This window comes from Rhodospira trueperi (assembly GCF_900101965.1).
GTDB lineage: Bacteria > Pseudomonadota > Alphaproteobacteria > Rhodospirillales > Rhodospirillaceae > Rhodospira > Rhodospira trueperi.
On sequence record NZ_FNAP01000002.1, the window covers coordinates 94245 to 115833 of the forward strand.

Annotated in this window: 20 protein-coding genes; 14 read left to right on the forward strand and 6 right to left on the reverse strand. The window is 67.5% G+C overall.

Going from position 1 to position 21589, the window contains the following annotated elements:
* Positions 1–398: 398 nt before the first annotated feature.
* The 8 genes from BLS85_RS19010 (at position 399) to BLS85_RS03830 (ending at position 11118) form a co-directional block, all read left to right on the forward strand.
* Complete coding sequence (locus BLS85_RS19010) at positions 399–2552, forward strand: hypothetical protein (protein WP_176793342.1); 2154 nt, start codon at positions 399–401, stop codon at positions 2550–2552.
* A 320-nt stretch (positions 2553–2872) separates the two neighbouring features.
* Positions 2873–5350, forward strand: coding sequence for an ammonium transporter (gene amt / locus BLS85_RS03800; RefSeq protein WP_176793344.1), 2478 nt, complete (start codon positions 2873–2875; stop codon positions 5348–5350).
* A gap of 116 nt (positions 5351–5466) precedes the next feature.
* Positions 5467–6123, forward strand: coding sequence for a glycerol-3-phosphate 1-O-acyltransferase PlsY (plsY, locus tag BLS85_RS03805; protein ID WP_245699062.1), 657 nt, complete (start codon positions 5467–5469; stop codon positions 6121–6123).
* Complete coding sequence (locus BLS85_RS03810; RefSeq protein ID WP_092782418.1) at positions 6120–7436, forward strand: glycosyltransferase; 1317 nt, start codon at positions 6120–6122, stop codon at positions 7434–7436. The genes plsY and BLS85_RS03810 overlap by 4 nt, the downstream gene beginning before the upstream one ends.
* Positions 7437–7603: 167 nt before the next feature.
* On the forward strand, positions 7604–8020 hold the full coding sequence (locus BLS85_RS03815) for a ferritin family protein (RefSeq protein ID WP_092782421.1): 417 nt from the start codon (positions 7604–7606) through the stop codon (positions 8018–8020).
* A 131-nt stretch (positions 8021–8151) separates the two neighbouring features.
* Positions 8152–9321: an ABC transporter ATP-binding protein gene (locus BLS85_RS03820; protein ID WP_092782424.1), complete on the forward strand. Its 1170-nt coding sequence runs from the start codon at positions 8152–8154 to the stop codon at positions 9319–9321.
* On the forward strand, positions 9318–10310 hold the full coding sequence (locus BLS85_RS03825; RefSeq protein ID WP_092782427.1) for an ABC transporter permease subunit: 993 nt from the start codon (positions 9318–9320) through the stop codon (positions 10308–10310). Before BLS85_RS03820 ends, BLS85_RS03825 begins: the two co-directional genes overlap by 4 nt.
* A 1-nt stretch (position 10311) precedes the next feature.
* Positions 10312–11118 (forward strand): ABC transporter permease subunit, encoded by an 807-nt coding sequence (locus BLS85_RS03830; RefSeq protein ID WP_092782430.1) that lies wholly within the window; start codon positions 10312–10314, stop codon positions 11116–11118.
* A 224-nt stretch (positions 11119–11342) separates the two neighbouring features.
* On the opposite strand, the gene BLS85_RS03835 is transcribed toward BLS85_RS03830, so the two are convergent.
* A complete protein-coding gene (locus BLS85_RS03835; RefSeq protein WP_092782433.1) occupies positions 11343–11633 on the reverse strand; it encodes a hypothetical protein in 291 nt (96 codons plus the stop codon).
* Positions 11634–12337: 704 nt separating this feature from the next.
* On the opposite strand from BLS85_RS03835, the gene BLS85_RS03840 reads away from it, so the two are divergent.
* The 4 genes from BLS85_RS03840 (at position 12338) to BLS85_RS03855 (ending at position 14822) form a co-directional block, all read left to right on the forward strand.
* Positions 12338–12988 carry a cell wall hydrolase gene (locus tag BLS85_RS03840; protein ID WP_245699063.1) on the forward strand — a complete coding sequence of 217 codons (651 nt, stop codon included), beginning with the start codon at positions 12338–12340 and terminating at the stop codon, positions 12986–12988.
* 130 nt (positions 12989–13118) lie between these two features.
* Positions 13119–14159: an aspartate-semialdehyde dehydrogenase gene (locus BLS85_RS03845; protein WP_092782436.1), complete on the forward strand. Its 1041-nt coding sequence runs from the start codon at positions 13119–13121 to the stop codon at positions 14157–14159.
* Positions 14160–14227: 68 nt separating this feature from the next.
* Complete coding sequence (locus BLS85_RS03850; RefSeq protein ID WP_092782439.1) at positions 14228–14509, forward strand: type II toxin-antitoxin system RelE/ParE family toxin; 282 nt, start codon at positions 14228–14230, stop codon at positions 14507–14509.
* Between the two features lie 13 nt (positions 14510–14522).
* Positions 14523–14822: a HigA family addiction module antitoxin gene (locus BLS85_RS03855; protein ID WP_092782442.1), complete on the forward strand. Its 300-nt coding sequence runs from the start codon at positions 14523–14525 to the stop codon at positions 14820–14822.
* Between the two features lie 14 nt (positions 14823–14836).
* On the opposite strand, the gene BLS85_RS03860 is transcribed toward BLS85_RS03855, so the two are convergent.
* Positions 14837–15985 (reverse strand): extracellular solute-binding protein, encoded by a 1149-nt coding sequence (locus tag BLS85_RS03860; RefSeq protein WP_092782445.1) that lies wholly within the window; start codon positions 15983–15985, stop codon positions 14837–14839.
* A complete protein-coding gene (locus BLS85_RS03865) occupies positions 15972–17663 on the reverse strand; it encodes a chloride channel protein (protein WP_092783166.1) in 1692 nt (563 codons plus the stop codon). Before BLS85_RS03865 ends, BLS85_RS03860 begins: the two co-directional genes overlap by 14 nt.
* A gap of 235 nt (positions 17664–17898) precedes the next feature.
* Between BLS85_RS03865 and BLS85_RS03870 the strand changes: the two genes are divergently transcribed.
* Positions 17899–19449, forward strand: coding sequence for a sigma-54-dependent transcriptional regulator (locus tag BLS85_RS03870; protein ID WP_092783169.1), 1551 nt, complete (start codon positions 17899–17901; stop codon positions 19447–19449).
* A gap of 40 nt (positions 19450–19489) precedes the next feature.
* Here the strand turns inward: BLS85_RS03870 and BLS85_RS03875 are convergent, their stop codons facing one another.
* The 3 genes from BLS85_RS03875 to BLS85_RS03885 are packed head-to-tail and all read right to left on the reverse strand — an operon-like array spanning position 19490 to position 20651.
* Positions 19490–19771 carry a type II toxin-antitoxin system YafQ family toxin gene (locus BLS85_RS03875; RefSeq protein WP_092782448.1) on the reverse strand — a complete coding sequence of 94 codons (282 nt, stop codon included), beginning with the start codon at positions 19769–19771 and terminating at the stop codon, positions 19490–19492.
* Positions 19758–20021, reverse strand: coding sequence for a type II toxin-antitoxin system RelB/DinJ family antitoxin (locus BLS85_RS03880; RefSeq protein ID WP_092783172.1), 264 nt, complete (start codon positions 20019–20021; stop codon positions 19758–19760). Before BLS85_RS03880 ends, BLS85_RS03875 begins: the two co-directional genes overlap by 14 nt.
* Positions 20022–20072: 51 nt before the next feature.
* Positions 20073–20651 carry a class I SAM-dependent methyltransferase gene (locus BLS85_RS03885; RefSeq protein ID WP_245699064.1) on the reverse strand — a complete coding sequence of 193 codons (579 nt, stop codon included), beginning with the start codon at positions 20649–20651 and terminating at the stop codon, positions 20073–20075.
* 351 nt (positions 20652–21002) lie between these two features.
* On the opposite strand from BLS85_RS03885, the gene BLS85_RS03890 reads away from it, so the two are divergent.
* Complete coding sequence (locus BLS85_RS03890) at positions 21003–21542, forward strand: DUF1178 family protein (RefSeq protein ID WP_092782451.1); 540 nt, start codon at positions 21003–21005, stop codon at positions 21540–21542.
* Positions 21543–21589: the final 47 nt, after the last annotated feature.

The following is a 21589-nucleotide window of genomic DNA, read 5'->3' on the forward strand; positions in this document are numbered from 1 at the left end:
CTCCCTCCCCTGGATAGGGGAGGGCTGTGGTGGGGTTGATGCGAAAGGCGAGATCCGCGTCGAGATCGCCTCGCCCCCCTCCCAACCTCCCCCCGAAGGGGGGAGGAGAACAGGCCGGCACCGGCCGCAACCGACGTTCTCCCACCATCCTGAGAATTGCTGATCGGGTGAAGGCCCTGTTGACGAAACGCGAGATGTCGTAGGGTGTGTTCGCGCCGAAGGCGCAGCCCGCCGCATCACCAGCGCGCGGCGGATTGCCCGGCTTCGCGGGTCGAATCCGCCCGACCCCAATAAAAGGACCGGCGCCCCCTCCGCTCGTTTTCGCGGGGTTTGCGCTTCCGGCCGCGCGGCCCGCGCGCTATGCTGAGCCCCCACACGCAAGGGGGGGCGCGACAGCCATGGGCACGATGCCGTACAGCCTTTGGCCACAGGAACGGACGCTGGTCGAGGCCGCGCGGCAGGGGGAGGCGTGGTACGGCAAAATGCTGCCTCCCACGCCGGAACAACTGGCGGACCCGGATTTCGTCCAGACCATGCCGGTGATCCGGGCCGAGACGATCCGCGCCCTCTGCCTCGGCTTGTGGGACGATGTGACGGTCGATCCGAGAGGCGTTGAGGTGTGGGGCGCGCGGATCGAAGGCGAACTGGACCTGTCCTTCGGCACGGCGTGCTGCCCGTTGCGCTTGCTTCATTGCCATTTCGCCGACCGGCCCAACTTCGCTGAGGCCACACTGTCGGTCCTCGTGCTGTCCGGCAGCCGGCTCGAACGCGGCCTGTTGGGCGATGGCCTGCGCGTTCAGGGCGGCCTGTTCTGCCGCAACGGCTTCGCGGCGATCAGAGAGGTTCGCCTGCTCGGCGCCGAGATCGGCGGCGATCTGGATTTCTCGGGCGCGACGCTGGACGGCAAGGACGTCGCCGCGCTAAGCGCCAACCGCATCGTAGTCAGAGGGGGGATGTTTTGTCGGGAGGGTTTCACGGCGACCGGGGGGGTACGCCTGCCAGACTCCCAAATCGGCGGCTATCTCGACTTCACAGGCGCAAAACTGGATGGCGGGAATGACCCTGTGTTGGCCGCCGACGGAGCCAGTATATCGGGCGCGTTTTACTGCCGTGACAGATTCAGCGCGACAGGCGCAGTTAGCTTCAGAAACGCTGAGGTCGGGGGGGATCTATCGTTCTCCAATGCCAACATTTCCGCCCACCAAGGGAGTGCTGTGATCGGGATCCGCGCGAGAATCCTCGGAGACGTCAATTGCGAAGAACTGGCAGCAATCGGCGAGCTTGACCTTTTAGGGATTGCAATTGAAGGCGATTTAAACCTAGAGGGCGCTCGCTTAGATGGTAAAGACAGGTATGCCCTCAGGATCGAAATGGCAAAAGTAAAGAACCGGTTGTTATGCAGAAACAACTTCCAAGCTAGAGGCGCCATATCTCTATCGGATTCGGAAATTGGCGCATATGCATCTTTCACCGATTCAACACTTAGAACTAATGGTCGCGAAGGGATTCATCGCGACAGCATCCACGCAAACAGATGCAATTTCATGAGCAATGTCTTTGCCCGCGGATCTTTTGACATTGCTGGCAATGCGAGTCTTGTTGGCGTCCGCGTCAGCGCCGTATTTGACTGGCGCCCGAACAATTGGGAGGGACGCCTCAACCTTGCACATGCCCATGTCGGGCAATGGTATGACAATTGGACGGGATCGGATTGGGGTTGTGACGGTGGTCCGTCGATCAACCTGACGGATTTTCGATACGACGGCTTCCTGGACGAGACCGAACGAACCGACGCCCCCTCGCGCATTCGATGGATCCAGGCGGCGTTGGGCGACGATTTCAAGCCCGGTCCCTATGAGGTTCTGGCCCAGGTACTCCGTCGCTCCGGGGATGATCGCGGCGCGCGCGATGTGCTGCGCGAAAAGGCGCGCCATCGGGTCCGCCATCTCGCCCGCGAGGACGAAGCGCGGGGCAAATCCCGTTCCTCCCGGCTGGAGCGGCTCCGGGCGGGACTCCTGCCGGCCAACCTGCGGCGGCTGTGGGGCACCATCCTGGACCTGTCCACCGGCCACGGCTATCGCCCCTGGCGTGGCGTCATCGGGCTGCTGGGCTTTCTCGCCCTCGGCGGCGTGGTGTTCTCGGCCAACGCCCCCACGCCCGCCGGCGGGCCGGGCATCCTCAAGCCGGCGGTGCCGGTGACCATCATGCAGGGCCTCGCCCGCGCGACGGAGGACACCGCAGGCGGCCGCACCGCCCTGCCGCCCGAGAAATGGGACAAGGCCGACACCCACGCCATTCATTACGTGTTGCCGCCCGAATACACGCCGTTCAACGCGTTTTGGTATTCGCTGGATACGCTGATTCCGCTGATCTCGCTGGGCCAGGAAAGGGCATGGCACCCGAGCCCCATCGGCGAGACCTGGGCCGAGGACCCGCGCGGCTGGGCGGTGCTGATCTATCTGTACGCGCACATCCTGATGGGCTGGTTCCTGTCCACCCTGACCGTGGTGGCCCTGACCGGCCTGATCAAGCGCGACCCGGATGCCCCGTAAGGGGGGCTCCCGCGATGTCCCTGGGGGGAGACCGGGGGCGGCCGATCATCAGCGCGGCCCATACAAGCGCATGCACCCCCAGTATGATGACAACCAGCCTCCCGCCCCACGCATGTCCCCGTTCCGAGAATTGTTATTGCCTCATGAAAATCAGGGAGATTAAGCTGACGAATTGGGCGGCCGGCATGGGGTGCCTAATCAAAAGGCAGCTCGGCCGCCGAATTGCGGAGGGGTCAGAGGCCATGGACCGGATGGGACGCACCCGTTCGCGCACGCGGACGGAAGGTGGAGCTTTGCGCGCGGCGGGATTGCTGGCTGTCGTGATCGCTGTCCTCCTCGCGACCGGCGCACCGTCCCATGCCGAGACCCTGGCTGATCTGCGCGCCGAGATGGAGGTCGCGCTCGCCTCCCAACAGGCCAGCATGGACCACATGTGGACCATGACGGCGGCCGCCCTGGTGTTCCTGATGCAGGCCGGGTTCCTGTTGCTCGAAGCCGGCATGGTGCGGTCCAAGAACTCCATCAACGTCGCCCAGAAGAACATCGCCGACTTTGTCATCGCCACCGCCGGGTTTTATGTCATCGGCTTCGGCGTTATGTTCGGCCCGTCGCTCCTCGGCGGCGGCTGGCTGGGATGGGGCGGGCTGACGTTCGGCCAGCTTGATGACTGGAGCTATACGTTCTTCGTCTTCCAGGTGGTGTTCTGCGGCACGGCGGCGACCATCGTTTCCGGCGCGGTGGCCGAGCGCATGAGTTTTACCGCCTATCTGGCGGTGACCTGCTTCATCTCCATCCTGATCTATCCCGTGTTCGGACACTGGGCCTGGGGCAACCTGCTGAACGGCGACAACCCGGCGATCCTGGCCGACATGGGATTCATCGACTTCGCCGGCTCGACGGTGGTCCACTCGGTCGGCGGTTGGGTGGCCCTGGCCGGCGTGATCGTGATCGGCCCGCGCATTGGCCGTTTCGATCCCGAGACCGGCAAACCGCTGCCGATTCACGGACACAGCGCGGTGCTGTCCACGGCGGGTGCGATTCTGTTGTGGGTGGGCTGGATCGGGTTCAACGGCGGCTCGACCACCACCGGCGACCCGGCGTTCGCCCACATCATCTCTAACACGATCCTGGCCGGCGCTTTCGGCTCCATCGCCTCAATGCTGATCGGCCGGCAAGTGGACGGCCTGTTCCGGCCCGACCGGGCCATCAACGGCGTGCTCGGCGGGCTGGTCGGCATCACCGCCGGGTGTGATGCGGTCTCGACCTACGGCGCGGTGTTCATCGGCCTGTCCAGCGGCGTGGTGGTGGTGCTGGCCGCTCATGTCATTGAGTACTGGCTGCGCCTTGACGACTGCATCGGCGCGGTGCCGGTCCACGGCGTCTGCGGCGCCTGGGGCACCATCATGGCCGGCGCGCTGGCCGTGCCGGAGGCGCTGGCCGCCAGCGACCGCCTGACCCAGGTGGGCGTGCAGATGCTCGGCGTGGGCATGGGCTTCCTCTGGGCCTTCGGCACCGCCTACATCTTTTTCAGGCTCCTCGACGCGACCATCGGCATCCGCGTTTCCGCGGAAGAGGAATTGCAGGGCCTGAACGTCGCCGAGCACGGCACGACCCTGGGCACCGGCATGCTGCAAAAGGCGATGCTGGAACTGGCCACGGGCGCGGGCGATTTGTCGCACCGCCTGGACGACTCGACCGGCGACGAGTCGGGCGAACTGGCGGGCTCCTTCAATCTTCTGATGGAGCGCCTGCAGGGCATGATCTTGAACGTGGCCGGGAATGCCCACATCCTGCTTCAGTCCTCCATGGACCTGCGGGGCATTTCCGACACCATGAGCCAGGACGCCGGGGTCATGACCGACCGGGCCGGCCATGTCGCCTCCATGACCGACGACGTGGCCGACCGTGTGGGCAACATGTCGGAGGGCGTGGGCACCCTGAACGAGAACGTGCTCGACATCGCCAACGCGGCGCGCACGATGTCTGGACATGTGGTGAATGCCTCCTCCAACGTCGAGGAAATCTCGCAGGCCATCACCGCCATCGCCAACACGGCGCGGGAGGCGGCGCAAACCGCCGCCAACGCCTCGTCGCGCGCCAGCGAGGCCGGGGGCTCGGTGGAGACCCTCAGCGGCGCGGTGGGCGAGATCACCAAGGTCGTCGACGCCATCCGCGCCATCGCCGGGCAGACGCGCATGCTGGCCCTGAACGCCGCCATCGAGGCCCAGCGCGCCGGCAGCGCCGGCAAGGGCTTCCAGGTGGTGGCCAACGAGGTCAAGGGGTTGGCCGATGAGGCCGCCGAGGCCGCCGACGAGATCGCCCACCGCATCAACGCGGTGCGCGACGGCACGAGTTCCGCCGTCGCGGTCATCGCCGATGTGTCCAAAGTCATCGAAGAGGTGCATGCGTCGGTCGCCCGCATCGACGACGCCGTCGAGCAGCAGTCGCGAAGCACCGAGGCCATTTCCAGCGGCATGGCCCGCGCTGCCGAGGAGGCGCGCACCATCTCCGACGCCATCGAGCACGTCTCCACCACCGCGCGGGAGGTTTCGTTCGACGCCCGCCACGCGGCGCAGGAGACGCACTCGGTGTTCCACATCGTCAACCAGGTCAACGACGCGGCCCGCGACAGCACGACCACCGCCCACGATGTGCAGGCGGCGGCCCGCGAGGTGTTCCGCATCGCCCGTGAACTGGAGAGCATGGTCGGCAAGCTGGGCGGGGCGCGCGCCGCCCTGGACCGGATCGACACCAAGGCCACCGATCTGGCCAACCGGGAGGCGGCGGACGCCATATAAGGCATGGCGCGGGGCCGCGTCCGGCGAACGCTTGACTTGGGCGGCGCTCCACGGGTTATGAAGCCGTGCGGCGCGACGGTTCGGGCCGCCGGGGACACAAGGAGACTTCCGCCGCCATGACCGACCCGTCCATGCCTCTGGAGTTCGCCGCGCTGGGCGGCTACCTGCTGGGATCCGTGCCGTTCGGCCTGGTGCTGACGCGCCTGGCCGGACTGGGGGACATCCGCGCCATCGGCTCCGGCAACATCGGCGCGACCAACGTGCTGCGCACCGGCCGCAAGGATCTGGCCCTGGCCACGCTATTGCTGGATTCGGGCAAGGGCGCCTTCGCCGCGCTGGGGGCCATGGCGCTGGCGGGCTGGAGCGGGGTCGATCCGACGGTGCCCGTCGTGGCGGGCGTGGCCGCCGTGGTCGGCCACAACTATCCGCTCTGGCTGCGCTTCAAGGGCGGCAAGGGCGTGGCGACGACGCTCGGCGTGCTGTTGGCGACGGCGTGGCCGGTCGGCATCGCCGCCTGCCTGACGTGGCTGTTGATGGCCGTGGTGTTTCGGTATTCCTCGCTGGCCGCGCTGACCGCCCTGACGGTGGCGCCGGGCTTCGCCTTCGCCATGGCCGGGTGGCCGCATGTGGCGGGATTCGCCGGGCTCGCCGCGTTGGCGTGGTGGCGCCACCGGGACAACGTGCGCCGGCTGCGCGACGGCACGGAAAGTCGGATCGGGCAGACGTCCGGCGGCGAGCCCGCCACCGCTGTCCAGGCCCGAGACGCTGCATGAGACCGGCCGACGAAAAGGGAGACCTTTTCGAAGGCCGGCCGGCGCAACCGCGCCGGCGCGGCGAAGCCGCGGAGCCGCGCGCCCCGGAGGGGGGCTGCGGCGAGAAAACCAAAGACTCGACGCTGCCGGGTCGTTGCAGAGACGCCGAGCCGGAAGACTCAATCCTGTCGTCGGCCAGTCCGAACACGATCCTGTTCGTTGCCAATGCGCTGGACAACTTCGTGCATCACCGCCGCAACGTGGTCGAGGCCGCCGCCGGGGCGGGCTTTCGTCCTGTCGTGTTCGCGGTGGGGAGCGATCGCGAGACCGACACCACGGGGTTCGAGTACAGGCCCATCCGCCTGGAGCGGCACCGCTTTGCGCTGGGCCGCGATGCCGGACTGTTCCTGACGGTTTTGCGGTTTCTTCTGACGGAGAAGCCCGCCGCCGTTCACTTCATCAACATCAAGCCGTATCTCTACGGTGGGCTCGCGGTGCGGGTGGCGCGTCTGTTCGGCTGGCGCGGCCGGACGGTCGTGACGGTTCCCGGCCTGGGCCGGCTGTACGACAGGGCGGCCGACGGATCCCGGGCCGCCGCGTTTCGGCGCGCCGTCGTCGAGGTCTTTTTGCGGATCGGCATGAAAACGGCTCGCGTGTCGTTTGAAACCGCCCATGACCGGGACGTCTGGCTGTCCCGCCGCCTGATTACAGGGGACCAAGCCTTCGTGACCAAGGGCGCCGGCGTCGATCTGGGTCGGTTTCACGGCGGCTTGCGCGCCGACCCGGCCGACCGCCTGTCGGTGCTGTTCGCGGGGCGTCTGCTGCGCAGCAAGGGGCTGGATGTGGTCCTGCGGGCCGGCGCGCTGCTGGCCGGACGCTCGGACATCGAGCTGCTGGTGGCGGGCTTCGTGGAACGGGACGATCCTGACGGGGTTTCGGTCGAGGAGATCGAGGCGGCCGAAACCGTGACGTTTCTTGGGCCGGTGCGCGACATGCCGGACCTTCTGGCGCGCTGTGGCGTTGTGGTGCTGCCGTCCCGCTACAACGAGGGCGTTCCGCGCATTCTGATCGAGGCGGCGGCCTGTGGCTGCGTGCCGGTGGCGACCCGGTTCGCCGGCAGTGAGGCGTTGATCGCGGAAGGGGAAACGGGGTTCTTTTTGGGCGAAGGCTCCGTCGAGGCCCAGGCCGCGCGGCTGGCCGACGTGAGTCTGGAGTTGCGCCGCGATGACGCGCGGCGGCTGGCAATGGGCCGCCGCGCCGCCGCGTTCGTCCGCGACAACGGCTTCGGCGCGCGGGATGTGGCCGCCGTGTTTCTCGCCGAATACACCGCCTGACCAGGGGCTTCGCGGGGTCCAGGGCAAGGGGCGGCCGGGGGCGGCTCGGCCCTCCTCACCAAGGCACGCCAGCAGCATCGGGTCGCGCGGCGTTGCGTTTCGACAATTACAGACCGACCAACATGACCGACAAAGGAGGGGTTGCCCCACACCGGAGACCATCGCTCATGTCCGAGGCCCTGCGCACGGCGCTGGAGGAGGCGCTCGATTCGGAGTACCGCGCCGAGGCAACCTTCGAGGCGGCCATCGCCGCCTTCGGGCCGGTCGAGCCGTTCGTCGGCGTGGTGGAGGCGGCGCGGCGCAATACCGATGATCTGTTGCGCCTGTTCGAGCGGCATGGCCTTGAGCCACCGGCGAACCGTTGGCGCGGCCGGATCCCTAAACCCGCCGATGTGGCCGAGGCCTGCCAGACCGCGCGAAACGCCGTTCAGGATGCGGCGGAGTGCTATGATCGTCTGATCGACCGCATCGAGGCGGAGGACGCCCGTGCCGTCATCCAGCGTCTGCGCGACGTCGCCCGCGCCATGGATCTGCCGATGCTGAAAGACTGCTGTGATCGCAGTCACCATCTCGACTCTCTCTAATGATTTGATATTCAAGCAAATCGACATCGCGATCCGGTCCGGATCGCTCGGGATTTGTTCTAGATCCCGCGCCCCAATCGCGTCATACCAGAGCTCCGATGCCGGATCACACGGTTTGGGGGCAGTGCGACATGATGGAGACCGTGGCGCCGGGCGCGGCCGCCGCCCGCCCCGAGGGTAGCCGCCCGGGCGCGGTGCTGCGCCGGGCGGAGGCGCGCCCGATCATCGAGATCGACGACGTGGTCAAGACCTTCGGCGCCTTTGTCGCCGTCGATCACGTCTCGCTGACCATCCGTGAGGGCGAGTTGTTCGCCCTGCTGGGCGGGTCGGGGTGCGGCAAGACGACCCTGCTGCGCATGCTGGCGGGGTTCGAGCGGCCCACCGCCGGACGCATTCTGATCGGTGGTCAGGACATGACCGACACGGCGCCCTATGACCGCCCGGTCAACATGATGTTCCAGTCCTATGCGCTGTTCCCGCACATGACCGTCGAGGCCAACGTGGCCTTCGGTCTGCGGCAGGATCGCATGCCCAGGGCGGCCATCCGCGAGCGGGTGCGTGAGATGCTGGACCTCGTGGAACTCACCCCCTTCGCCAAGCGCAAGCCGCATCACCTGTCGGGCGGCCAGCGCCAACGGGTGGCTTTGGCGCGCTCGCTGGCCAAGCATCCCAAGGTGCTGCTGCTCGACGAGCCGTTGGCGGCGCTGGACAAGAAGCTGCGCGAGCGGACCCAACTGGAACTCGTCGGCATTCAGGAGCGCGTCGGGACCACCTTCGTCGTCGTCACCCACGACCAAGAGGAGGCCATGACCATGGCCGACCGGGTGGCGATCATGGACTCCGGCCGCATCATCCAGGTGGACACGCCGCACGCCCTGTACGAGTACCCCAACACCCGCTTCGTCGCCGAGTTCTTCGGCACCGTGAACCTGTTCGAGGGACAGCTTGTCGAGGACGAGCCGGACCACCTGCTGATCCGCTGTGACGCGCTGGCCAACCCGGTCTATGTCGGCCACGGCATCAGCGCGCGCGAGCACGCCACGGTCTGGATCGCGCTGCGGCCGGAGAAGCTGGCCGTGTCCACGACCCGGCCCGACGCGCCCCACAACTGGGATCGTGGCATCGTCGAGGACATCGTCTACCTGGGCGGCATCTCCACCTATCACGTCCGCCTGGACGGCGGCGCCCTGGCGCGGGTGACGACCCAGAACCTGGAACGCATGAGCGCGCCGGAGATCACCTGGGACGATGTGGTTTATGTGTCCTGGCGGCCTGACAACGTCGTGGTGGTGACGTCATGACGACCGGGTCGGATACGCGGGCACGGGCGGAGCGCCTCTGGGCGCGGGCCGGCGGTGGGGACGGCGGCCCGCGACTGACCCGCCTGCAACGGCTGGCGGCCCGGTTCGGACGCGGCGCGGTGATCGGCGTGCCCTACCTCTGGCTGCTGCTGTTCTTCCTGCTGCCGTTCCTGATCGTGCTTAAGATCAGCTTCGCCGAGTTCCGCATCGGCGTGCCGCCCTATACCCCGCTGCTGGAGTGGCTGGAGGGCGGCTATCTCCAAATCAGGCTGGCGCTGGGCAACTATCTGTTTCTGGGACAAGACCCGCTGTACATCTCGGCCTATCTCAGTTCGCTGAAGGTGGCGGCGGTCTCGACCCTGATCGCGCTCTTCATCGGCTATCCGATGGCCTACGCCATCGCCCGGGCCTCGCCGTCGTGGCGGGCGGTGTTCCTGCTGCTGGTGATCCTGCCGTTCTGGACCTCGTTCCTGATCCGGGTCTATGCCTGGATCGGCATCCTCAAGAACAACGGCCTCATCAACAACGCGCTGATGGCGCTCGGCCTGATCGACGATCCGTTGCCGCTGCTCAACACCGAAATCTCGCTGTATGTCGGCATCGTCTATTCATATCTGCCGTTCATGGTCCTGCCGCTATACGCCACGCTGGAGAAAATGGACGTCTCGCTGATCGAGGCGGCGGCGGACCTGGGCTGCCGGCCCTTGCGGGTGTTCCTGACCGTAACGCTGCCGCTGTCGATGCCGGGGATCGTCGCCGGGTCCATGCTGGTGTTCATCCCGGCGGTGGGCGAGTTCGTCATTCCCGACCTGCTGGGCGGCGCCGATACCCTGATGATCGGCAAGGTGCTGTGGAGCGAGTTCTTCACCAACCGGGACTGGCCGGTGGCCTCGGCGGTGGCCATCGCCATGCTGGTGCTGCTGGTGATCCCCATCGTGATCTTCCAGCATTATCAGCAGCGCCAGGCCGAACGGGCGGAGGAGACGTGAGATGCGCGCCCGTCCGCTCTTCCTGCCGTCCGCGCTGGCCCTGGGGCTGACGTTCCTGTACGCGCCGATCCTGCTGTTGGTCCTGTTCTCGTTCAACGAGAGCCGGCTGGTGACGGTGTGGGGCGGCTTTTCCCTGAAATGGTACGGCGCGCTGTTCCGGAACGAGCAGATGCTGGAGGCCGCCCTCGTCTCCCTGCGCATCGCCACGACCTCCGCCACCCTGGCCACGGTGCTGGGTACGCTGGCCGCCCTGATCCTGGTGCGTTTCGGGCGGTTCCGGGGGCGGCTGCTGTTCACCGGGATGATCACCGCGCCCCTGGTCATGCCGGAGGTCATCACCGGCCTGTCGCTGCTGCTGCTGTTCGTCTCTCTGGAAACCACGCTGGGATGGCCGTCCGGACGCGGCGTGGACACCATCATCATCGCGCACACCACCTTCTGCACCGCCTATGTGGCGGTGGTGGTGCAGTCGCGCCTGGGCGGGCTGGACCGCAGCGTCGAGGAAGCGGCCATGGACCTGGGCGCGCGACCGCTGAAGGCGTTCCTGGTCATCACCCTGCCCATGCTGGCCCCGGCGCTGGTCTCGGGCTGGCTGCTGTCGTTCACCCTGTCGCTGGACGATCTGGTGATCGCCAGCTTCGTCGCCGGGCCGGCCTCGACCACCCTGCCGATGGTGGTGTTCTCGTCGGTGCGCCTGGGGGTCACGCCAGAGATCAACGCCCTGGCCACCCTGCTGGTTCTGGTGGCGACGGTGACGATCCTGGTCGCCGCCGCCGTGCTATGGCGTCAGGAGCGGGGCCAGCGTTAGTCGCGCCCATGCCCGCGTCCGCCGGCTCCGGCACGCCGGGGACTCATACCGGCCGACGATAGACTTGACTCGTCCGGCCTTCACGACGCCCAGCCGGCGATGTTGAGTCTTTGTCTCGCCGCAGCGCCCCTTCGGGGCGCGTGGCTCCGCCGCCCCGGCCGCCCAAAGGGCGGCCATCCTTAAATCGGTGTCGCGAAGCGATGCCAGAGGCGCGCCGGCCGGTATCACGGGCGTATGCCGCACATCGGTTCTCCCGCCTCCCGCGCGGCCTGTAGGGTCGCGATCCACGCGGCCACGTCCCGTTCATGCCGCGTGCCGGCCGCCGTGTCCCTGACCGCCTCGGTCTGGTCCATGGCGACGAGCGCGCCGATCACGTAAAAACCGGTCGCCGCAAACGCGCTTCCAAAAATGAAATGAATATAGAGCAGGATATAAGGGCCAAAATTTACGGCGCCCGAATACATAAATATCAATAGCATTACAAGAGATGTGATGAAGAATATCTTCGCTCTCATAATTTTTTCCCTTATAGGATCCACCAAGTCAGTTTCGGTTGGACCAAGGGCGACTCAGGCGATGACGAGCCGATGCGTCAAGGGGGGCGAGGCGGGGGACGCAACGGTTTCTGATGTCATTGCTGGTGCGCGTGCAATTCACACCATTATGGGGAGTTGCATCGGGCGCGTCCAGACACGGCGGGTCACCACTGAGGCTTCCGATTCGGCCCACAAAAAGCATGAGCGCACATCTTTAGATATGAAAACTATCATGAAGCCCGGATAAGTGTGTTGCACGAAAGCAACGCGGGGCCGGACGCAGTCGCACCCCATGGACGAGGAACATGCAATGAAAGTACTATAAGGTGTGACGGCCGATCCTCAACAGCGGCACGGAACACATTTACATCGAATTTTTTTTCCGATTTGTGACGGTGTGGTTGGCACTCTCCCCTGCGCCTCCCTATGTTGCAATGCACAAAGAAATGGGGTGGCCATTGGCGACGGGCTGTGGCAAGCCTCTGTGTGTTGACGCGAGGGGAAGCGGCGTCAACGTCTGTCCCGAAGAACGACGGGCTATATGTTCTTCTGCTAGACGCGGAAGAACACAATATTTTGTGTTTGTCCGCATGGGGCCGAACCCAACCCCGCCGACCCGTTCAGAGGCGTTATGCCTCCCTAAGGGCAGGTTCCCCCGTTGGCATTGAAGCGCGAGGTTTGAGTTGACCGTTCGTTCGAGACCCATCCGCACCCTGTTCGCTGGTGTCCTGGTGCTGGCGGCCCTGGTCGTGACCGGAGGGGCCGTGTCGGCGCGGGCCGAGGTTCCGCATGCCGCGCTGCCCTCCGATCTGCATGTGGACTGGACGCGCATGGTGGTCTCCCGTCAAGAGCTGATCTGTTTGGCCCTGAACGACTACTGGGAAGCGCGCGGTCAGGACACCCGGGGTCGCGTGGCCGTGGCCCAGGTGGTGCTCAACCGTGCCCGGGACCCCCGGTTCCCGGACAGCATTTGCGGCGTGGTGACGGAAAACCGTTCGCAGCGGGCGGGTCTGTGTCAGTTTTCCTGGTGGTGCGACGGTCGTAGCGACGATCCGGACGAGACTGCTGCGTGGCGCCAGTCCGTTCTGCTGGCGAAGTCGCTGCTGACCCGCAACAACGCCATCAGCGATCTGACCGGCGGTGCCTTGTGGTACCACAACCGCGACGTCAATCCCGCCTGGTCGGGACGCCTGGAGTTCGCGGTTCGCGTCGGCGACCACTATTTCTATCGCGAGACCGGTCCCCGGGTGCTTCAGGCCGGAGCGCCGCCCCAGACCTTCGCGGACTGGACCGAGGAACAGGCCCTTGATCAGGTGGCCAACAGCGGCGAATGACGGCGGTACGGTCCTGCCCGGCGCCGGGCGGGGGCAACGACACGGGGTGGGCCGGGTGACGGCGCGCCCCGTTTTCGTGTTATAGGTCCACGCCTCATCCTCATCCCAGCAACAAGGACTTCGAACGGACATGGCTTATCGAGAGGGCGGATACCGGGTCGCGGTGATCGGCGCGACGGGCAACGTCGGACGGGAACTCCTGGGCATTCTGGCGGAGCGCGGCTTCCCCGCGCGCGAGGTCGTCGCCCTGGCCTCCGAACGCTCGGTCGGGCGCGAGGTGTCGTTCGGCGAGGATCAGGTGCTCAAGGTCCAGGCTCTGGAGACGTTCGACTTCACCGGCACCGACATCGCCCTGTCCTCGCCGGGCGCCAAGGTTTCGGCCGTTCAGTCGCCCCGCGCCGCCAAGGCCGGCTGTGTGGTCATCGACAACACCTCGCACTTCCGCATGGACCCGGACGTGCCCCTGGTGGTGCCGGAGGTCAATCCGGAGGCCATCGCCGGCTTCCGCAAGAAGGGCATCATCGCCAATCCCAACTGCTCCACCATTCAGATGGTGGTGGCGCTGAAGCCGTTGCACGCCGCGTTCGGCCTCCGCCGCGTCGTGGTTTCGACCTATCAGTCCACCTCCGGCAGCGGCAAGGCGGCCATGGACGAACTGTTCAACCAGACGCGCGGCATCTTCATGAACCAGCCGTGGCGCGACCATCAGGAAAAGTTCCCCAAGCAGATCGCCTTCAACGCGATTCCGCACATCGACGTCTTCATGGACGACGGCGCCACCAAGGAAGAGTGGAAGATGAACGTCGAGACGCGGAAGATTCTGGACCCCAAGATCAAGGTCCATGCCAACTGCGCGCGCATCCCCTCGTTCATCGGTCACGCCGAGTACGTCAACATCGAGACCGACAAGCCCATCGACGCCGAGTCCGCCCGCGCCGTGCTGCGTGCGGCCAAAGGCGTGTCGGTGGTCGATTTTCGCCAGGACGAGGGCTACGTCACCCCGGCCGAGTGCGCCGGCGAGGACGCCGTGTTCGTGTCGCGCATCCGCGACGACGCCACCGTGGACAACGGCCTGTCGTTCTGGTGCGTCTCCGACAACCTGCGCAAGGGGGCCGCGCTGAACACCGTGCAGATCGCCGAGACGCTGTGCCGGGACTATCTGGACGCCTGATCCTTGCTGGGTCCCAGGTGGGTCCGCCTCGCCTTGCGATGTGACCGCGTCACGGGTATACTGCTCGCATGATCAAGAGCTTCGCCGACAGGGAGACGGAGGGGCTGTTTCACGGGCGATCCGCCCGCAAACTGCCCTCCCAGATCCAACGAGGCGCCCAACGCAAACTGCGCCAACTCAATGCGGCAAAGGCTCTGCAGGACCTCGGCGTGCCACCCGGCAACCGCCTGGAGGCACTCAAGGGCGACCGTGCCGGACAGCATAGCATCCGAATCAACGATCAATGGCGCATCTGCTTCGTCTGGTCGGGTGGCGACGCGGAACGGGTTGAGATCGTGGATTATCACTGATGGGAGACGGGACATGGAACCGCGTGACCTTCCCCCGGTCCATCCGGGTGAACAGCTTCGGGAGGAGTTCATGGCGCCCCTGGGCCTGTCTGCCTACAAGCTTGCCAAGGACACCCATGTCCCCATCAGTCGGATCCAGGCCATCGTATCGGAACGGAGGGCCATCAGCGGCGACACGGCGCTCCGCCTCGCCCGGTATTTCGGAACCACCCCGGAATTCTGGCTGAACCTGCAGCGGGACTATGATCTTGAGAAGGCCATGATCGAGGCCGGAGACCAGATCACGGCCACGGTGCATCCCCGGGCGGCCTGAACCGCGCTCAACGCCTAGTCCTCCGCCCCCTCCGCCAGCCAGGCCTCGAAGCGGCGGCGGCGCAGCGCCTCGGTGTTGGCGTACCACGCGCTGTCGATGACCAGGGCCCGGTCCATGCGGTGCGGGGCGGTGGGCAGGTGATCGGCCATCGGCACCCCGGCCACCGGATGCAGGCCGATCCGCTCCAGAGCCGACCGCCGTGTCGGACCGTAGGGCAGGCGTTCGGCCAACGCCGCCTGCCGGTCCGGACCGGTGGCGAAGCGGATGAAACGTTCGGCGGCGGCCCGGTGGGCCGGATCGGCGGCGGCGGGAATCGCCCAGGCCTCCTGGGCCACAAGCTGGCCGTCCCAGATGATGATGATCGGCCGGTCGCGCATCACCCGGGCGTCGAAAAAGCGCCCGTTGAAACCGGAGGCCATGACGGCGGCCCCGGACTCCAGCAGCTCAACGGGCGCCTCGGCGGCCTCCCACCAGAGGATGTGCTCGCGGATGCGGTCCAGTTCCCGCAGCGCCAGCCGGATGCCCCGATCCGTCGAGAGCAGATCATAGATCTGGGCGCGCGGCACGCCGACGGCCATCAGCGCCCATTCCATCAGGGCCCCGGGATTGCGGCGGAAGGCGCGCTTGCCGGGAAATGCCTCGATATCGAACACATCGGCGATGCTGGCCGGCTTGCGCCCCGGGAAAGCCCGGTCGTCATAGGCCACGACGGTGGCGAAGGTGGAATGGGCCAGCGCGCAGCGACCGAACGATCCGGGCAGGAAGTCCTCGCGCGTCGCGCCGCCCCCCGGCGGCGGGGCGGGCAGCGCGGCGGTGTCCAGCGGCACCAGCAGGCCGGCGGCGCAGGCCGCGCCGGCGTCGGCGGCGCCCATGTCGATCAGGTCCCAGCCGCGTGCCTCGGGACGGCCGGGCACATCGGGGCCGCCGTCGTGGCGCGCCGTCTCGATGACGATCCCGGTCGCGGCGGTGAAGGGATCGAACAGGGCGGCGCGCTGGGCGGCTTCGTAGACCCCGCCCCAGGTGGCGATGGTCAGGGACGTCGGGTCGGTCTCCGCCCGGCCCGGCGTCGGCGGCACAGCCAGTCCGGCCAGCGCGGCCAGTCCGGCCAGCACCCGGCGGCGGGAGAACCCCGCAGCGGTTGGTGTCGGATCACGGTCCTTCATGCTCCTCCCGCCTCAGGTCGCGCATGGTGTCCAGATAAGCGCCGATGACCGCCGCTTCGGTGACCATGCCGATCAGCCGGCCGTCGTCGTCCACCACCGGCGCGGCGTCGCCGACGAAGCCCTTGAGCGCCTGCATGGCGCCCCAGACGGTGGTCTCCCGGTGCAGCACCACCTCCCCAACCCGGGCCACCGCGCCGGCGGTCTCGTGCTCGCGCGCGCGGGCGTCCTGGACGCGCAGCATGCCCACATAGCAACCGTCGGCGTCCGTCACCACCGCTTCGGCGCGGCCGGCCGCCGTCAGGCGGTCGAGCACGGCACCGACCGGCTCGCCCGTGTCGGCGCGCGGCACGTCCTCGCCCATGCAGGCGGTCACCGGCATGCCGTCCAGCATGGCCCGATCACGCCCGGCCGACAGGTCCACGCCCTGCTGCGCCAGTTGCACGTCGAACAGCGAGCGCCCGAAGAGCTGATAGCTCAACAGGTTGGAGAACACCACGGAGACCATGGCGGCGATGGTCAGGTCGTAGTTGTGGGTCAGTTCGAAGACCACCAGGATCGTGGCCAGGGGCGCGCCGATCACCGCGCTCGTCAACGCCATCATGCCGCAGATGGCATAGACCACCAGCCCCGACGTGGCGAGACCCAGGGCGCCGTCGAGCCCGCTCCACACCAGGGCGCCGAACAAAATGCCGATCAGCAGCGACGGGCTGAACACACCGCCGGCGAAGCCCCAACCCAGGCACAGCGCCGTCAGGCCGATCTTGGCGACCAGCAGCAGGGCCAGTTCCCAGGGGACGAAGGCGCCCTCGATGGTGGCGAAGCGCAGGGCCTCCGTGCCGATGCCCAGCACGTCCGGCAGCCCCAGGGCGACCACCCCCACGGCCAGACCCGCCAGCGCCGGGCGCAGCGACGCCGGAATCCGCCAGCGCTCGGCCAGCGCCGCCGTGGTCAGGATCAGCCGCATGAACGTCACCGCCACCAGAGCCGCCAGCACCCCCACCACGGCGAAGACGGGGAACTCGTAGCCGTGCTGGACGCCCCCGAAATCCACCAGGAACAGGGCTGGCCGGTGAAAGACCACGTTGGCGACCACGAACCCGGTGGCCGCCGCCACGGTGGTCGGCGCGAAGGCCCGGATGGAGTAGTGCCGCAGGATCACTTCGTGCGCGAACACCAGCCCGGCGATGGGCGCGTTGAAGGCGGTCGAGATGGCGGCCGCCACGCCGCAGGCGATGGCGATGGTGCGCAGGTTTCCGATGCGGGCGTTCAGGCGCGCGGCCACGCCGCCCACCAGCGCGCCGAGATAGACCATCGGCCCGTACTCCCCAACCGAGGCCCCGCAGCCCAGCGCCAGCACGGCGGCCAGGGTGGACACCACGCCGGCCCGCGCCGACGGTGGCGCCGTACGGGTCTGGGCGGCGCGGATGGCGTCCGGCGGTCCCAGGGGGCGCCGCTCGGGCGACAGATGACGCAGCATCATGCCGACGGCCAGGCCGCCCAGGGTCGGCACCAGGACCGTCACGGCCACGACCAGCAGGCGTTGGTCCTCAAGTTGAACGCGGACGCGCGGTGAGATCAGCAGGGCGTCGTTGAGCCAGTTGACGGCATCGACGAAGGCGATGGCCGCCAGCGCGGTGACCGTGCCGACGGCCACGGCCAACGCGCTCAGAACGATCATGCGGTACAGCGATCCTGTCACGGTGTCATCGCGGTCGGCCTTTCCGCGTCTCGGTCCTTCGCCCGGGTTCGCGTCCACCATAAACCATCGGCGGTCGTTTTCGACCCGTCGGACCGGGGGCGGGTCCGCTCCCGCTTTCTTTCGCGCGCAATCACACAGCGTTTGCGCCGCGACCGCAACGAACGGTAACATGCCCTCACACCGCATTTTCGCCGTTCAGGCGTTGGGAGTGCCGATGACCCTTTCCACGGCGTCCAAATCCGCCTCTCCCGTGGTTCCGCCGGAGGGCCGTGTTCTTCTGGTGGAGGACACGCCCTCGATGGCGCGGGTCTATATCGAATACCTGAGCGATATGCCGTGGCCGGTGGATCTGGCGGAAACAGGCGAGGAGGCACGCCGCCTGCTGGCCCAGGGCGGGCACATCGCGGTGATTCTGGACTTGCGGCTGCCGGATGCGTCTGGGATCGACATCCTGCGCGAGATCCGGGGCGATTCCCATGCCGAGACGCATGAGGTCGCGGTCGTGGTCGTCACCTCCCAGGGGTCGATGCAGGTCGCCGTCGAAGCCATGCGCGAGGGCGCCGACGACTTCCTGACCAAGCCCTTCGCGCCCGACCGCCTCCGCGTGACTCTGAAGAACGCCATCGAGCGTCACGCCATGACCGGCACCCTGCGGCGCATCCGCAAGGAGATCGGGCGTGAGGCCTTTCACGGCTTCATCGGCTCGTCGCTGGCCATGCAGGCGGTCTACCGGACCATCGAGGCCGCCGCGCCGTCGCGCGCCAGTGTCTTCATCACCGGCGAGTCGGGTACCGGCAAGGAGGTCTGTGCCGAGGCCCTGCACCGCGCCAGCGCCCGCGCCAAGGGTCCCTTCGTGGCCATCAACTGTGCCGCGATCCCGCATGAGTTGATCGAGAGCGAGGTATTCGGCCACGTTAAGGGCGCCTTCACCGGCGCCACCGCCGACCGTCAGGGCGCCGCCGCGCGGGCCAACGGCGGCACCCTGTTCCTGGACGAAATCTGCGAGATGGACCTGGGGTTGCAGGCCAAGCTGCTGCGCTTCATCCAGACCGGCACGTTCCTGCCCGTGGGCGGGACGCGCGTGGAAAGCGTCGATGTCCGTTTCATCTGCGCCACCAACCGCGATCCGTGGGACGAGGTGCAGAACGGCCGCTTCCGCGAGGATCTGTATTTCCGCCTGCATGTCATCCCGATCCACCTGCCGCCGCTGCGCGAGCGCGACGTCGACGTGGTGGAAATCGCGCGCGGCCTGCTGGCCCGGTTCTCGGAGGAGGAGGGACGGGCGTTCACGGGATTCACGCCCGAGGCCGAGGCCCTGCTGGTCCGTCTGGGGTGGCCCGGAAACGTGCGCCAGCTTCAGAACGTGCTGCGCAACGTCATCGTGCTGAACGAGGGACCGCTGGTCACCGAGGCCATGCTGGAGGGGCCGACCCGTGCCCTGCCGAGAGCGGAAACGCCCGCGCCCCCGCCGGAGGGGGCGCCGCCGGCCGAGGCCTCGACGCTCGCCGCGTCCGCCGCTCCCGGGCCGGGGCCGACGCCCGGCGACCCGCTGAACGCCATGCGGCAGTCCGAGGGTCTGCGCCCGATGTGGCAGGTGGAATGGGAGCACATGACGCTGGCGCTGAAGGCGTGTCAGGGTAACGTGCCGCGCGCCGCCGCCCTGCTGGAGGTTAGCCCCAGCACCATCTACCGCCGCATCCGCCAGTTCGGCGATCCGGTGACGGGCGCCCCGCCAGCGGTGGGTGAGGGCACCGCCACCGGCTGATCGCCGCGGACCGCGCACAGGCGCCGGCGACCGAAAGCCATCATAGACCGAGTTCACCATGGGACCCGAGACGAACCAGGATCAGAGTTTTGTCATCGGGTTTGCGGTAGATCAGGATCAGGTCGGGTCTGATGTGACAGTCGCGATGGTCCCGCCATTCTCCAGACAGGGCGTGATCCCGGTGCCGTGCCGCCAAGGCGCGATCCGTCGCAAGACACTCCACAATATGGCGGAGATCGCCGTCCAAAGTGGGCCGATGGCGGCCCTTTGCCTCTCGTTTGTAGTCCCTCCGGAACTGCGTGGTCCGCTCAATCGTCCGCACGCAGGTCCTCCATCAGAGCGTCCACGCTGTCGAACCGGGGCAGATGACCGGTCCGGGCCTCCCGCATGGCGGCGATGGTCTCGGCGTTGGGACGCAGGGGTTCGAAGGGCAGGGCCTTTTCGGTGGCGATCCGCACCATCATCATCCGGAACGCATCGGAGACCGTCAGCCCCATGCTCGCCAGCACGTCGGCCGCTTCTTCCTTGATGCGCCCGTCGATGCGCGCGCGCACAACATCATTCCGAGCCATGGCCATCCTCCTGCCGTTTGCGCCACATTGTAGCTCACTCGCGTCGGTGGCTCAAGCAGGCGACAGTGGATGCGGCAGCGCCACCGGCTGATCGCCGCGGACCGCGCACAGGCTCTGCACCACACCCTCGCCGCGCCCGGAGGGCATGGGCTGACGACCCTGCTCGAACGCCACCACCTGCACGTCGCCGCCGACCGTCGTCAGGAACTCGCCCGGGCGCAGCAGGTGGTCCGGGTGGCGCGGCCGGGCAAAGCGCTCGTGGCCGACCATGAAGGTCTGGCAGATCAGAACGCCGCCGTCGGCCACATTGGCGATCATATCGGGCAGGCGCGGCCGGTTGAGATAATTGGTCACCACGACGGCATCGAACGCGCGGCCGCTGAACGGCCACGGCGAGCCGTCCTCCAGGTCGGTGGTGACGACCTCCGCCCGGTCGGCCAGATCGGCGACGTATTCGGTGTCGCGGTCCACCAGAGTCAGGGCGAAGCCCCGCTCCAGCAGCCAGCGGGCATGGCGACCGCCGCCGCAGGCCACGTCCAGCACCCGCCCACCGGGCCGGATCAGCGCGGCGAAGCGGGTGACCCAGGGCGACGGCACGGTCATCTTCAGGTGGACGTCGGGTGGGGGCACGGGGGGTCTCCGGAGAAGAGGGGCCAGCAGTTCTCATTTTGGCCGTGCGGCCTCCGAAGTGAACGGCTGGGAGCCCCAGGCGCGAACCGGACTCCCTCCCCTGGATAGGGCTGGGGTGGGGTTGATATCGGCAACACGCGGGGTTGGAGATGCAAGCACTGCCCGTGCGAAAACCAACTCGCCCCCCTCCCGACCTCCCCCCGAAGGGGGGAGGAGAACCGGTCGGCACCGACCGCAACCGGTGTTCTGCCCTCCTCCTGAGACCTGCTGGAGCGGGGCATGCCTTGGTGAACCGTTCACGTTTCCGGGGTATACTGGAGCCATGATCGCCGTTCAAACCGGGATGATCCGATGATCCTGTACGCGTTGCATTGCGACAATGGACACACGTTCGAGGCTTGGTTCCGGGACGGGGCCTCGTTTGATGAACAGGCCGAGGCCGGCGTGATCGCCTGCCCCGAGTGCGGCAGTACGGCGGTTGGAAAGGCCATCATGGCGCCCAATCTGGCCCGGCATCACGGCGCCCGGCAGTCCGCGCCGTCGCGACCGTCCCCTGCGCCGGCCGATGCGCCGGCCCAGGGGACGGCCCACGGGACGGCTCACGGGACGGGCGGGAAAAACGCGCCGACCGACTCGGAAGCCGCTTCCGGAGCCGGCGACAGCCAGACGCCGGCCGGCGCGCCGGCGGCGCTGTCGGCGTTGCGCGAAATGGTCGAGAAGACCTGCGATCACGTCGGCGACCGTTTCGCCGAGGAGGCGCGCCGCATCCACTACGGCGAGGTGGCGCCCCGGAGCATCTACGGCCGCACCACCGAAGACGAGGCCGAGGCCCTGCGCGAGGAGGGGGTCGAGTTCGCCTCCCTCCCCTGGTCGCGCCGCTCGGACGCGTGACCGCTTCTCAAAACCCCGTAGGGCGGGTTCGCGCCCAAGGCGCAACC

Coding starts and splice junctions, on each gene's coding strand:
- BLS85_RS19010 (WP_176793342.1), top strand. CDS start 399: ATGGGCACGATGCCGTACAGCCTTTGGCCACAGGAACGGACGCTGGTC.
- plsY (WP_245699062.1), top strand. CDS start 5,467: ATGACCGACCCGTCCATGCCTCTGGAGTTCGCCGCGCTGGGCGGCTAC.
- BLS85_RS03810 (WP_092782418.1), top strand. CDS start 6,120: ATGAGACCGGCCGACGAAAAGGGAGACCTTTTCGAAGGCCGGCCGGCG.
- BLS85_RS03815 (WP_092782421.1), top strand. CDS start 7,604: ATGTCCGAGGCCCTGCGCACGGCGCTGGAGGAGGCGCTCGATTCGGAG.
- BLS85_RS03820 (WP_092782424.1), top strand. CDS start 8,152: ATGATGGAGACCGTGGCGCCGGGCGCGGCCGCCGCCCGCCCCGAGGGT.
- BLS85_RS03825 (WP_092782427.1), top strand. CDS start 9,318: ATGACGACCGGGTCGGATACGCGGGCACGGGCGGAGCGCCTCTGGGCG.
- BLS85_RS03830 (WP_092782430.1), top strand. CDS start 10,312: ATGCGCGCCCGTCCGCTCTTCCTGCCGTCCGCGCTGGCCCTGGGGCTG.
- BLS85_RS03835 (WP_092782433.1), bottom strand. CDS start 11,633: ATGAGAGCGAAGATATTCTTCATCACATCTCTTGTAATGCTATTGATA.
- BLS85_RS03845 (WP_092782436.1), top strand. CDS start 13,119: ATGGCTTATCGAGAGGGCGGATACCGGGTCGCGGTGATCGGCGCGACG.
- BLS85_RS03850 (WP_092782439.1), top strand. CDS start 14,228: ATGATCAAGAGCTTCGCCGACAGGGAGACGGAGGGGCTGTTTCACGGG.
- BLS85_RS03855 (WP_092782442.1), top strand. CDS start 14,523: ATGGAACCGCGTGACCTTCCCCCGGTCCATCCGGGTGAACAGCTTCGG.
- BLS85_RS03860 (WP_092782445.1), bottom strand. CDS start 15,985: ATGAAGGACCGTGATCCGACACCAACCGCTGCGGGGTTCTCCCGCCGC.
- BLS85_RS03865 (WP_092783166.1), bottom strand. CDS start 17,663: ATGATCGTTCTGAGCGCGTTGGCCGTGGCCGTCGGCACGGTCACCGCG.
- BLS85_RS03870 (WP_092783169.1), top strand. CDS start 17,899: ATGACCCTTTCCACGGCGTCCAAATCCGCCTCTCCCGTGGTTCCGCCG.
- BLS85_RS03880 (WP_092783172.1), bottom strand. CDS start 20,021: ATGGCTCGGAATGATGTTGTGCGCGCGCGCATCGACGGGCGCATCAAG.
- BLS85_RS03890 (WP_092782451.1), top strand. CDS start 21,003: ATGATCCTGTACGCGTTGCATTGCGACAATGGACACACGTTCGAGGCT.